Raw genomic sequence first — 12,386 nt, 5'->3', positions numbered from 1 at the left:
TCAGGTCCTTATTCGGTGGTCCCCCTCTCTGAGACATGCGAGTTGTCCGGGGACGGGGCGAGGACGCCGAGGCCGACCGGGCAGTCACCCAGTTCCTGATCGAACACGCGGGCACCGCCGACGAGCCCGCCGTCCGGGTCTGGCGACCCCACCGACAGGTCGCGTTCGGCCCCCGGGACACCAACAGCGAGGGCTACGAGGCCGCCGTCGCCGCCGCCCGCGAGCGGGAGTTCCCCACCACCGAGCGCCGGGTCGGCGGCCGGCCGGTCGCCTACACCGGTGACACCATCGCCTTCGCGCGGATCGAACCCGTCGAGGACGAGCGCCAGGGAATCGACGAGCGCTACGCGGCCGTCCGCGTCGACGTGCGCGACGCCCTCCGCGAGATCGGCGTCGACGCCGAGCGCGGCGAGCCCGAGGACGCCTTCTGTCCGGGGAGTTACTCACTGCAGGCCGCCGGCGGCAAGGTCTGTGGCATCGCCCAGCGGGTCACCGGCGACGCGGCGCTGATCGCCGGCATCGTCGTCGTCGACGGCCACGACGAGATCGGGGCGGTCCTCGATCCGGTGTACGACGCGCTGGACGTGCCCTTCGACCCCGACACCGTCGGGAGCATCGAGCGGGCCGGCGGCGAGGTCGATCCCGTCGCGATCATCATGCGCATCGAGGACGCGCTGGTGGGCGACCACCTCGGCAGCGTCGAGTGGGTCGACGACCTGCCGACCGTGGAGTGGGTCGGGGAGTGAGGGGGACCGACCCCAGGTGAGCCGTCCGCGAGTTTTAGGACCCACCCGCTCCCAGGGTGGGTATGCTCATTCGGAACGCGACGCTCCCGGACGGTCGGGAGCGCGACGTGCTAATCGAGGGGGAGACCATCGCAGCCGTCGGCGAGGACCTGCCGATGCCCGATTCGGCCGACGAACGGTTCGTCGACGCCAGCGGCAAGCGACTCCTGCCGGGGATGATCGACGCCCACGTCCACTTCCGGGAACCCGGCTTCTCGCACAAGGAGACCTGGGAGACCGGGAGCCGCTCCGCCGCGGCGGGCGGGGTGACCTGCGTCGTCGACCAGCCCAACACCGACCCGCCGACCATCGACGGAGCCGCCTTCGACGAGAAGGAATCGCGCGCGAGCGAGGGCTCGCTCGTCGACTTCGGCATCAACGGCGGCGTCACCGAGCAGTGGGTGCCAAGCGCCCTGCTCCAGCGACCGATGTTCGCGCTGGGCGAGGTCTTCCTCGCGGACTCGACGGGCGAGATGGGCATCGACGTGGAACTGTTCGCCAGCGCGGTCAAGACCGCCGCCCGGCAGGACGCCGTCGTCACCGTCCACGCCGAGGACGCCACGGAGTTCGAGCCCGGCGCGAAGGAACGCGACGACGCCGACGCCTGGAGCGCATACCGCACCGCCCGCGCCGAGGCCGCCGCCGTCCGGGCCGCCGCCGAGGTCGGCGACCGCTTCGACGCCCACCTCCACGTCGCCCACACCTCCACGCCGGAGGGCATCGACGTGGCCAAAGACCACGGCATGACCTGCGAGGTCACGCCCCACCACATGTTCCTCTCACGGCGTGACCTGAGCGACCTGGACACGTTCGGCCGGATGAATCCGCCGCTTCGGCGGGAACGCCTCCGGAGCAAGGTCTGGGAGCGCGTCGTCGACGGCACCGTCGACATCGTCGCCACCGACCACGCGCCCCACACCCGCGAGGAGAAAGACGCCAGCATCTGGGACGCCCCCTCCGGCGTCCCCGGCGTCGAGACCGCCCTCCCGCTCCTGCTGGAGGCCGCGCGCAACGACGAGATCTCCTACGAGCGCGTCCGGGACCTCACGGCCGCGAACGTCGCCGAGGTGTTCGACCTCCCGACGAAAGGCCGGATCGCGGAAGGCATGGACGCCGATCTGGTCCTCGTCGACCCCGAGGACAGCCGCGAGATCCGCGGCGAGGACCTCCACTCCAAGTGCGAGTGGACGCCGTTCGAGGGGAAGCGAGGGGTGTTCCCCGAACTCACGCTGGTCCGCGGCGAGGTCGTCTACGAGCGGTTCGGACCGGAGTCGGCCATCGAGGCCGCAGAGCAGGGCGAGACGGCCGACGAGCGGTTCGGCGACGCGGTGGGGGTCAACGTCCGCGCCATCGAGCGGTCGGCCGAATCGGACACGGCGGCGACCGACACCGACGGCGGGCCCGACAGCAGTGCCGGCGGGACCGGCGGCGACGGCGGCGGTCCCACCCAGGGCTGACCGGGGTCGCCGGCTAACCACCGCTTACTGACGGGCCCCCGGTTGGGGCAGTCTATAACTAACCGGTTCGAGCGGGCAGTGCCGCGTGATGGTGCGCCACCTCCCGGAGCTACGGTCGAAACTCCGTTTCGACGGCTCTGTGAGCGGTGCGCTCCCGGTGACGCCGTCGACGCACGTGCCGCCACCCACGACGCTCGCAGGAGCGCTCTGGAGTAGCGCGAAACACTACGCCGTCCGACAGCGCGATACGCCGACCGGCCCCGTCGACGAGGCCGTCTTCGCCGAGATTCTGGACGGCTACGACGAGGAGGCGGTGTTCGTCCACGTCGGCCTCAGCGACGTGAACGCGGCGTTCGACGGCGATCCCTACGAGTTCGTCCGCGACCACCTCGACGCCCGGTTCGACGCCGTGCTCACCCCCGCGTTCACCCAGTCGTTCCGCCGGACCGGCCGGTTCCACCGCACGGACACCGAACCCGAACTGGGCGCGTTCGCCGCCCTGTTCTTCGAGGAGGCCGACTACCGGACCGCCGACCCCCTGCACTCGATCCAGGTGCGCGGGGACTACCGCTTCGAGGGCTGTACCGTCAGGGACACCTTCGCCCCCGACGGCTGTTACGGCCAGCTCGAACGCGACGACGTGCGCATCCTCGACATCGGGACCCGCTGGCTCGTCAGCACGCAACTGCACTACATCGAGCGCGTCACCGACGTCCCTTACAGCGAGACCGTCGAAGTCGAGGGCACAGTCCGGTACCCCGACGGCACGGAGGAGGACGTGACCCAGCGCAACTACAGCAAGAACAACTACCTCTACTTCTGGGACCGCCTGGGTATCCAGCGGGACCTGATCGAGGACGGCGTCCTCGACCACCACGACCTCAACGGCCTGCGCGTCATCTCCGTGTCGGCCCGGGACCTGCGGGACGCACTCGAACCCCGGATCGCCGAGGACCCGTACTACATGGTCCGGTAGCTCAGACCGCTCGCTCGCGCCCGTCGTCGAGTCGATACTCGGGAACCGGCAACACGAACCCGTAGACGAGACGGTTACAGAGGACGCCGACCCCCATCCCGGCGACGGGGAGCGACAGCGACGGACCGAGCGCCGGGCGCGTGAGCGCGAGCGCGCCGGCGAACGCGAGCGGCAGGAGCGCCAGGGCCACGAGCGCGACCGTCCTGCTCACCGTTCCCGCGAAGACGCCCCTGTCCGAGAGATACAGGAGTCCCCCCATCCCGACGGCCGTACTCAGGCCACCCAGGACGTGCTGGAGCGCGATCCCGGGGCCGTACAGCGACGCGCCCAGCAGTAGCAACGGCACCGCACCCAGTCCGTCCCCCAGCAGGACCTTGCGTTCGGCCCTCATACCCCACTGTACGCCGAGATTTTACTAAATACTCACGGACGAGGTGGTTCACCAGGCACCCTCACGCGCCCGCGCCAGCCGCGACTCCGGAATCGGTCGGACGATGCCGTAGACGAAGCGGTACCCCACCAGCGCGACGCCGCCGCCCAGCAGCGCCGCCCGTGCCACCGCACCGAGAGAAGCCAAATTCAGACCGATCAGCACGATCCCGAGCAGGACGACGACGCCGAGCAGGGCGGCGTACGCGGTGAGTTCCTGCCCCTGACTCCCGAACCCGTCGCGGTCGGACTGGTACATGATCCACCCCGTCCCGACGAGGGTAGCCGCGACGACGGGAAGCACCCACGGCTGGAAGGCCAGCAGAAGCGGCACCGCGAGGACCAGCGCCGCCGCGCCGCTGATGTAGTCCAGCAGAACGATCTTGAGACGTTCGTTCACGGAACCCGGTTCGAAGCAGAGATACACAGTGCTTTCGGTCCAGAAGTGAAACGGACAGCCACCGATGTCGGACTGTGCTGTCCACTTCCCTCAGTCAGAGAGGAGCACAGTCGAACGGTCGTCTGGTGGTCGCGGGTTCAGCATCCGCGCACCGGAGGCGCGGGGTCCCCTCGTCGCGAAGCCTCGGCTCCGCGACGAGCAGTTTTTCGCCCACGTTCGCGAGAGCGGCGCTCTCGCGAGCCCGTCAGAGATTTCCGATCTCTGGAGACGTTTTTGCGAGCGGGGTGCGCGGAGCGTACCCCGCGAAGTGAAAAGGTGGTTAGTCGTCGGCCTCGGCTGTCGAGCCGCCGCTGTCACCCTCACCGCCGTCCAGTTCGCCGCCGCAGTGGGGGCACTCGTCGTGTCGGAGGGCGGCGGAGTGTTCCCGCACGTCCCGCATGACCTCGGAGATGCGGTCCTCGGCTTCGAGTTCCTCCTCGACGGAGAGTTCGACGCCCTCGACTTCGAGCAGGAACTTCGCCACCTCGGTGGCCTCGTACATCACGTCGTCGAGTTCCTCGGCGGTGAAGAAGTCACACATCGCGCCGTAGAGGAAGGTCGCGCCGGCCTTGCGGACCTTCTCCTCGAAGGCGGCGCGGGCCTGGTTGACCGCCTGGGGGGTGTAGGTGTCGGTCATGAAGGGGACCAGCTCGGGCAGGTTCTCGCCGATCTTGGTCATCTCGACGCCGGTCTCGGTCCGGAAGTCCGCACAGAGCCGGGCGATGGCCCACTCGCGGGCGGTGATGTAGGTCCGGTCCCGCAGGAACTCGTTGGCGCGGTCGTAGGTGCCGCCCTCGATCTTCTTGAAGCGGTCGTACTTCTGCACGTCGTCAGGCACAGCCTGATGGGCTGCCGAATCGGACGATTCGGCACCGTCATCAGGCACGGACGGTTGCGGGGAGGTACCCGCGGACTCGCCCTCGTCGGGCACGGACGGGTCGGACGACTGGTCGGCGTCGTCCGGCGCAGTCCCGTCGGCGGCCGCGTCTGTGGGCTGGTCGTCGGGCGGGGACTCCCGGGCGTCGCGGTCGTCGTGGGGCCGGTCGTCGGCGTCGGACTCGGGAGAATCGGGCATATCAGGTGTGCGTACCCCGGGCGAAAAAGCGTATCGGCGGCGTCGGTCGTGCGTCAGACACACACGATTTCGGCCGTCCGAACCGCACAACCGGGTTGAGGGTTTTTGACCCGTCGGTGCGAGGACACGGGTATGAAAGTGTTGCTGGGCATCGGCGGCAGCGACGGATCGTTCGAGGCGCTCGCCGACACGGTCACGCGGGCCGAGGAGGCCGGCGACGCGGTGACCGTCGCCATCGTCGACCGCGACGACATCGCCCTCACACCCGACGAGATCGAGACCGAAGTCCGCGAGCGGCTGGCCGAGACCGGAATGGACCCCGAAATCAGACAGCTCTCGGGCCATCCCGGCAGTCGGCTGGTCGAACTCGCCGAGCAGGAACAGTTCGACCGCCTGGTCGTCGCGGGGGGCGAACGGAGCCCGCTCGGGAAGATCAACTTCGACGAGACACTCGAGTTCGTCCTGTTGAACGCCGAAACGACGGTGACCCTCGTCAGATGACCCGGGAGTATCCCGACGAACCCGCCGGTGAGTTCCCGAGCCCGCCCGACACCGTCACCGACGGCGAGGGCCGCGAGATCCGGTACCGCACCGGCAGCGACGACGACACCGAAGCGCTCGTCGAGATGTACCTCGACTTCGAGGCCGAGGACCGCGCCCAGGGGATTCCGCCGGTCCGTGAGGGGCCGATCCGCGACTGGCTCGACGTGTTGCTCTCCGACGACTGCCTGAACGTCGTGGCGCTGCACGACGACGAGCCGGTCGGCCACGCGACGCTCGTCCGCGACGAGGACGGGAGTTACGAACTGGCGATCTTCGTCGTCCGACCCTATCAGGGCGCGGGCATCGGCACCGAACTGCTCGAACACCTGCTCGGGTACGCACAGGACGAGGGCGTCGAACGCGTCTGGCTCACCGTCGAACGCTGGAACGACCCCGCCATCGCGGTCTACAAGAAGGTCGGCTTCGAGATGACCAGCACCGAGAGTTTCGAGCTGGAGATGGCCATCAGGTTAGAATAGGTCCACGTCGTCCGGATCGGGTTCCTCCTCGGACTCGTCGAGCCACGGCGGCGTCCCGTTGGGATCGGTCGCGGCCTCGGTCGTCGACGCCCGTTCCCCGTCGAGTCCGGGATCTATCGGATCGCCGGTCTCGGCCTCGGTTTCCTCCGGCTCGGGCGGTTCCAGCGTGGACTCGTCGGGGTCCTGTCCTTTCCCGTCCGTGATCGGTTCCGCCTCGGCGGTCTGTGAACCGGTGAGGGGAACGCTGGGATCGACGGTGATCTCGCCGTCGACGATGATCCCCTCCTCGACGGTCCCCCAGTGGCGCTGGACGTACTCGTGGAAGTTCCCGTGTTCGCGGGGCGTGTAGTTGTAGACGAGATCCTCGAACGGCGAGGCCTCCACGTACGTCGGGAACCAGCCCTCGTAGTCCTCGAAGTACGTCAGCGCCTCCGAGTAGCCCTTCCCGGACTTGCCGGGCGTTGCCTCCTCGCGGATCCAGTCGATCTGCTGGCGGTTGAGCCCGAACTCGGCGAGCGTCTCGGGCGAGACCCGCGGCGTCCGGAAGAAGTTGATCGTCGAACACTGGTCGATGATCGTCCGCCGTTCGTTCTCCTGGCCCACGTCCCGCTCGGAGGACTGCTGGATGAACTCCCGTGGCGACTGGCTGATGAACCACAGCGCGGCGTCGTACCGGGCCCACTCCCGTGCGGCCTTCTGGAGCCAGCGAGTCATCTCCTCGGAGTGGAACAGGACGTGGGCCTCGTCGATCATGAAGACGAGTTTGCCCCGCGTTCGTTTGGCCTTCTGTGCGACCTGCCCGAGCATGAGCTGGAGCATGATCGACTTCTCGGCGTCGCTGGCGTCCCTGAGTTGCTGGAGGTCCAGATAGGCCATGTCCACGTCGGGGTTCATGATCCCCGCGCCGGTTTCGAGGTGGTGGTACTTCCCGCCCTCCTTGAACCCCGAGAGCTTGTCCAGCAGGTCGCTGACCCGCTCGACTTTCTGCTCGATCTCGGCGGCGTGTTCCGTGTGGGTGTACGACTCGGGGTTCTCCAGCATGTCACCCAGCGTGTCGATGAAGTCCTCGATGGTCGGGCTCTCGCGGGCGTGGCTGTCCAGGTCGTCCTGGTAGATGCCCGCGCGGTTGTAGGTGCCCTCCAGCCCCTCCTCGATGGTGGCGACGTAGTTGCCGGGATCGATCCCCTGCGAGCGCAGGATGCCGGCGAAAAACTGCGTGGCCTCCTCGATCTTCATCCGGTAGGGGTCGACGCGGCCGCCCGCGGACTCCCGGACGTGATCGGGCAGCGGCTGGATGTCCAGCGGGTTGATCGTCTGGGTGCCGTCGACGACGATGTGCTCGCCGCCCAGCAGTTTCGTGATGCCGTCGAACCCGCTCTGGGTGTCACAGAGGATCAGCGTGTGGTCCTCACTCTGGAGGTACCAGCGCGCCGCGGCCTTCGTCGAGGCGTAGGTCTTCCCGCTCCGGGACTTCCCGATTGTCAGGATGTGGGGGGCGCTCTCGCGCTCGAAGGGGTCGGCCTTCAGCATCGCGCCGTTCTGTTTGTTGCGCCCCCAATCCATCCCGGTCGGTTCGCGCACGTCGGTGCCACAGAAGGGGAATGTCGCGCCGATGGCCCCGCCCGGCACCGAGGTCGTCTTGTCGATCTTCGAGGCCTCGGTGAAGGCGTCACGGCCGGTCGGCGCACCGGACTGGAACGCCTCCAGCTGGCGGCTGGTCGGGACGACCGTGAAACAGTCCGCGGGCGAGGATTCGAGCGTGTCGCGGATCATCTCGGCGTCGTCGGAAAGCACCGAGCGCTTGGCGAACTCGACGTCGTCGAACTCCTCGATGGCCGACTCGGCGCGCCTGAGCGCGGCCTCGGTGTCGGCTCTGACGGTGACGTAGCCCGCGAAGTCCCAGGGCTGGGTCCGTGTCGTCCGCAGGAGTTCGCGGTACTTGACGTAGGCGTCCACGTCGCGGTCGATGTCCGCCGCCGACACGTCGGAACTCTCGCGGCGCTCGTGGCCCTCGGACTCGATGTCGGCGATGACCTGTTCGAGTTCCGCGACCTTCATCCGCTTGTCGCTGGCCCCGACGTGGAAGCACACGTCCACGTCGACACCCCTGAGCGTGAACAGGTCACGGAGGAACAGTGACTGGGGCTCGACGGGCCACTCGGCGATCCAGAAGGTCCGACAGAACTCGTCGCCCACCTCGACGTAGTCGCCGTGCACGTCGAGTTCGTCGGGCGCGAACAGTTCGTCCATGCGGGCCTGCTGGGCCTCGGAGAGTTCCTCCTCCTCGATGGCCCGGATCAGGTTCTCGCTGGGCACGGCGTCCTGCCCGGTCCAGTACTCGCTGAGGAGTTCGATGTGTTCTCGAACCCCGATCCGGGCGGCGTTCAGGCCCGTGATGCCGTCGATGGCTCCCTCGACCGTCGAGAGTCGGTCCAGCAGGGTGGCGTAATGGCGCTTGTCGGCCGCATCGGGATCGACGCTCGAAAGCGGGTTGAGCATGTCCCAGACGCTCACGTCGCCCGGGGACTGCACGTCCCCGGGCGTGACCTCGACGACGACGTAGTAGCGCCAGTCGTTGGCGGCCCACTGGGGCCGGTCGGTCTCGCGGTACCAGTCGGCCACGTCCTCCAGCAGTTCCCGCTTGTACATCGCGGTCTGGAAGTCCTCGTCGAGCGTGTTGGCGCTGCCCGCGCGCTGTTCGTACTGCCCGACGATCTCCTCGGCGTCGTACTCGCCGGTCGTCGCGAACAGCTTGAAGTCGAAGTCCTTGATCTGCTCGTCGACGACGCTGGACAGCTGTGCCGCGAGCCCGTCGAGTTCGCGGTCCGACCCGAGCGCGGCGTTGGTCGGATCGACCCGGACGACCCCGACGTAGCGGCCGTCGTCCATCTTGGCGGTCCCCTCGGGCTGGAACCCGCGAACGCCGGGGATCGACCGACCGACGACCTCGTCGTGGTCCCAGGGAAGGGTCCGCGAGCGCCAGAGCGACCGGAACCACGCCTCCACGCGTCCGCGCGGCGAGGAGTACCAGTCGGTCGTGATCTTGGCCGCCGTCGCGACGAAGGTGAGGAGGCCAGCGGCGATCAGGGCGGGGAAAAAGAGGCCCCACGCGTCGGACATCAGCGCCATGAGCGCGACGAGCGCGAGACCGGCGGCTGGCAGGTACAGCAACAGGTCCGAGGTCGTCAGCGGACCGATGATCTCGATGGAGGTATCGATATAGGGCGGGATCAACTGACTCGGGTCCCGCGTGCTCCGCTGTTCGCGTCTCTCGTCGTTCGGTCGTGGAAGATCGTTCGACATCCGTCCTTACCTCCTGTCCTCCGTATCGCCGCCGTCCGCTCGCCGGTCGGGTCGTCCGTCCGAGCCCCGCGGCAGGCCGCGTCCGCCGTCGGCACGGCCCGACTCCAGCTGGCCGGCCCGTCGGTTCGGCAGTCCCTTCGAGCCGCGGTTGGCCGGCCCGACCCGCTCGACGCCGCCGTCGGGACTGCGCCGGAGCGACTGGTTGAACTTCCGGCGGATATTGCCCATCCGCTCCTGGTAGCGTTTGTCCTCCCGCCCCTTCTCCCGGAGTTCGTGCAGGCCGAAGATCAGCAGCGTCCGCGGGATCATCTTCGTCAACACGGTGTAGGGCAAGAGCAGGAAGGCGACGGTGATGCCCACCGTGGCCGCCACCTCGTTGGCGACCGGCGTCCCGAACTGGAACTGCACGAGGAACCGGAAGATCGTCGCCTGCAGGAGCTTGATGACGACGAGCGACCCCATGAACGCCAGTGCGATCTTCCCGGCCGAACGGGCCATCGTCGACCGGTAGGCCATCAGCACCCACATCGCCGGCCACACCGCCGCACAGACGAACGCGAGGATGTACTGGACGTACAGCACGCCCAGCGCCGTCGTCAGGAAGAACCCCTTCGCCCCGCCCAGCACCGCACCGAGGACGCGTTTGTCGACCTCGGCGTTGCGCAACACCGACTGGTACTGGTCGTAACTGGGTGCGATCATCTGGACCACCGTATCCGCCAGGTGATAACAGAAGGCGATGATGATCCAGCCGACCAGGATCATCACGAACCCGCGCACGAATCGTTTTGCAGTCCCGCGGTCGGGTTTGCGGTTGCCCTTCCCCATGGCGAGCATCAGCGCCGGCAACAGGCCCGCGAACCCGAGGAACCCGAAGACCCAGTGGTACGTCTGGGTCGTCACCCAGCGCTGTCCTTCCGTAGTGTCACCGGTAGGGTTCAACCAGCTGACCGGCGACGCCGGCTCACCGGGGGCCGGGATACCGAACACGATGCCTTCCTCCTGGAACTGCGCGACGACCTCGCCGGCGTCCTCGGCGAAGCCGTTCAGCAGCGAGATGACCGCGCCCTCGACCGCGTCCTGGGCGACCGTGCCGAGGTCGATGCCAAGGAAGCTACTGTCGCCACCGCTGCCGTCACCACCACCGCCGCCGCTCGTGTCGTTACTGTCGTCGATGCCGGCACCGAAGTCGATCTGGCCGTCGGTAGCGCTGCCGTCGCTCGTCCCGTTGCCGTCCGTGTCGTTCCCGGTGCTGTTGTCGGTCTGCAGGGGGAGCGCGCTGTCAGTCTGCTGTGTCGCGGTCGCATCTGCCGGCCCGGACAGCGCGCCGGCCGTCGCCGAGGCGGGGCCCGCAAGCACCGTACAGAGTACCAGCACGAGCAGGATGTGGCGTTTCATGGATTCGACGCTCCCGAAACTGCGAGTAGTGATGTGACTGTGCGACCGTCCGGAGGCGACCCCCCGTGTGCGTGACGCCGGCTCGCCGGGCACCGTCGCAGGTCCCCGGTCGGGGCGGAGAGCACTCCTCGGCCGTCCTCAGAGCGGCAGGCTCGCCGCGGTCGTGAGGATCGCGCCACCGCCGATGGCGTCGATGAGGCAACTCGAGATGCCCAGCTGCAGGACGTTGTCCAGCAGCGCCACGAACAGCGGCGGGACGAACGCGCCCGCCGCGGTCTTGCCCGCACCGGCCAGTGCCTGTTTCCCCTCGAACTGTTGCTGTGCGCGCGAGGAGCCGAGCTTGTTGAACGCGACCGTTCCCTGAATGACCGCTTTCACCAGCAGGAACAGCGAGATCGCCGCCACACCGAACGCGATCAGCGGCGCAATCGGCGGTGCCCCATCACCGCACAGCACGTTGTTGACGTCGGAAACACCGTTCTGTGCCGCCGCCGGCATGACGAACGCCGTCGCGGTGAGCCGCACCATCACCACTCCGAGCAGTGCCGATGCGACCAACACGAGAATCGCCAGCAGGCGACTCGCCCGCGGCGAGAGCGCGAACAGCTGACGGTCGAGTTCCAGCCAGAGATTCGCGAACGGTTCGCCGAGCCGAGCCCGCACGCTGTCGGCTGTCATCTCAGGCACCCCCCAGAGCGCCCGTGTGTGCTTTCCACTCAGTACTGACTACGGCCTGTGCTACGTGTTGCGTTGCTTGCTTCCCCATATGCTAAACCCCCCTTAGCATATCCGGATCGATATCCGGTATATGTCATATACTTACTGAGGAGTATGATAAACGTTGGGGTCGTTTGTCGAACCTACCTATAAGTAGCCTCTATAGCGCTCCCGAAACCGCCCGTCCGCTGTCGGTTCGACTTGCTACCCGATCCGAAACGGAACTCGACGGACGAGAACAGAAACGGACCCACACACGTTGTTTCCCCTACATTTCGAGCGGTCGGTCCCCACTGTGACAGGTAATCACACGGAGAGGACGGGCTGGCTGGCGTACTGGAGGACGTACTCGGCGGCTTTCCCGAGGACCTCGTCGGGGTCACCCGACACGGGTTCGCGCGGGACCACGAGGAAGTCGGCGTCGACGGCGTCGGCGGTGTCGAGGATGACGCTCCCGGGGTGGTGGGTGAGCTGTGTCGTGACGAACCCAAGCGCCATCGAGTGGCCCATCGAGATGTCGTGGTCGGCCGCGAGCCGGTCGACGGTCTCCATGAACTCCTCGGTGTCGGCGGCCACGGTATCGCCTTCGAGTTCGCCCGACTCCAGACTGCGGACGACCGACTCCTCGAGGACGTACAGCGCGTGGACGTCCGCGTCGTACCGCTCGGCCACGGCGACGGCGTACTCGGCGGCTTCCAGTGACTCCTCGCTCCCGTCCAGCGGGGCGAGGACCTGGTCGAACTCGACGGCTGACATGCTCGACCGTCCGCCCGGCAGGGGCAAAA

General features: G+C 67.8%; 12 protein-coding genes. 5 read left to right on the top strand and 7 right to left on the bottom strand.

Annotated features, from left to right (window positions below; all coding sequences use genetic code 11):
* Window positions 1-35: 35 nt before the first annotated feature.
* From ACOZ4N_RS16760 to ACOZ4N_RS16750, 3 genes are all read left to right on the top strand, one after another.
* Window positions 36-746, top strand: coding sequence for a lipoyl protein ligase domain-containing protein (locus ACOZ4N_RS16760; protein ID WP_424017501.1), 711 nt, complete (start codon window positions 36-38; stop codon window positions 744-746).
* A 62-nt stretch (window positions 747-808) separates the two neighbouring features.
* A complete protein-coding gene (locus ACOZ4N_RS16755; RefSeq protein ID WP_424017500.1) occupies window positions 809-2,242 on the top strand; it encodes a dihydroorotase in 1,434 nt (477 codons plus the stop codon).
* Window positions 2,243-2,381: 139 nt separating this feature from the next.
* Window positions 2,382-3,218 carry an AAC(3) family N-acetyltransferase gene (locus tag ACOZ4N_RS16750; protein WP_424017499.1) on the top strand — a complete coding sequence of 279 codons (837 nt, stop codon included), beginning with the start codon at window positions 2,382-2,384 and terminating at the stop codon, window positions 3,216-3,218.
* 1 nt (window position 3,219) lies between these two features.
* Here the strand turns inward: ACOZ4N_RS16750 and ACOZ4N_RS16745 are convergent, their stop codons facing one another.
* The 3 genes from ACOZ4N_RS16745 to ACOZ4N_RS16735 form a co-directional block, all read right to left on the bottom strand.
* On the bottom strand, window positions 3,220-3,609 hold the full coding sequence (locus tag ACOZ4N_RS16745) for a hypothetical protein (RefSeq protein WP_424017498.1): 390 nt from the start codon (window positions 3,607-3,609) through the stop codon (window positions 3,220-3,222).
* Between the two features lie 48 nt (window positions 3,610-3,657).
* Window positions 3,658-4,047 carry a hypothetical protein gene (locus ACOZ4N_RS16740; protein WP_424017497.1) on the bottom strand — a complete coding sequence of 130 codons (390 nt, stop codon included), beginning with the start codon at window positions 4,045-4,047 and terminating at the stop codon, window positions 3,658-3,660.
* 319 nt (window positions 4,048-4,366) lie between these two features.
* A complete protein-coding gene (locus tag ACOZ4N_RS16735; RefSeq protein ID WP_424017496.1) occupies window positions 4,367-5,161 on the bottom strand; it encodes a DUF5806 family protein in 795 nt (264 codons plus the stop codon).
* 132 nt (window positions 5,162-5,293) lie between these two features.
* Here ACOZ4N_RS16735 and ACOZ4N_RS16730 point away from each other — a divergent pair, with 132 nt between their 5' ends.
* Both ACOZ4N_RS16730 and ACOZ4N_RS16725 read left to right on the top strand, forming a co-directional pair.
* Window positions 5,294-5,662 (top strand): universal stress protein, encoded by a 369-nt coding sequence (locus ACOZ4N_RS16730; RefSeq protein WP_424017495.1) that lies wholly within the window; start codon window positions 5,294-5,296, stop codon window positions 5,660-5,662.
* Window positions 5,659-6,183 (top strand): N-acetyltransferase family protein, encoded by a 525-nt coding sequence (locus ACOZ4N_RS16725; RefSeq protein ID WP_424017494.1) that lies wholly within the window; start codon window positions 5,659-5,661, stop codon window positions 6,181-6,183. The genes ACOZ4N_RS16730 and ACOZ4N_RS16725 overlap by 4 nt, the downstream gene beginning before the upstream one ends.
* On the opposite strand, the gene ACOZ4N_RS16720 is transcribed toward ACOZ4N_RS16725, so the two are convergent.
* The 4 genes from ACOZ4N_RS16720 to ACOZ4N_RS16705 form a co-directional block, all read right to left on the bottom strand.
* A complete protein-coding gene (locus ACOZ4N_RS16720) occupies window positions 6,175-9,486 on the bottom strand; it encodes a VirB4 family type IV secretion system protein (RefSeq protein WP_424017493.1) in 3,312 nt (1,103 codons plus the stop codon). The genes ACOZ4N_RS16725 and ACOZ4N_RS16720 overlap by 9 nt on opposite strands.
* 6 nt (window positions 9,487-9,492) lie before the next feature.
* Window positions 9,493-10,884 (bottom strand): hypothetical protein, encoded by a 1,392-nt coding sequence (locus ACOZ4N_RS16715; RefSeq protein ID WP_424017492.1) that lies wholly within the window; start codon window positions 10,882-10,884, stop codon window positions 9,493-9,495.
* 138 nt (window positions 10,885-11,022) lie between these two features.
* Complete coding sequence (locus ACOZ4N_RS16710; RefSeq protein WP_424017491.1) at window positions 11,023-11,562, bottom strand: hypothetical protein; 540 nt, start codon at window positions 11,560-11,562, stop codon at window positions 11,023-11,025.
* Window positions 11,563-11,907: 345 nt separating this feature from the next.
* Window positions 11,908-12,357 (bottom strand): universal stress protein, encoded by a 450-nt coding sequence (locus tag ACOZ4N_RS16705; protein ID WP_424017490.1) that lies wholly within the window; start codon window positions 12,355-12,357, stop codon window positions 11,908-11,910.
* Window positions 12,358-12,386: the final 29 nt, after the last annotated feature.

Origin of the sequence: Halorientalis pallida (assembly GCF_049605515.1) — an archaeon.
In the GTDB taxonomy this organism is placed as follows: domain Archaea; phylum Halobacteriota; class Halobacteria; order Halobacteriales; family Haloarculaceae; genus Halorientalis; species Halorientalis pallida_A.
Note: the sequence above shows the minus strand (reverse complement) of the source record. Positions and strands in the feature narration are given on the sequence as shown.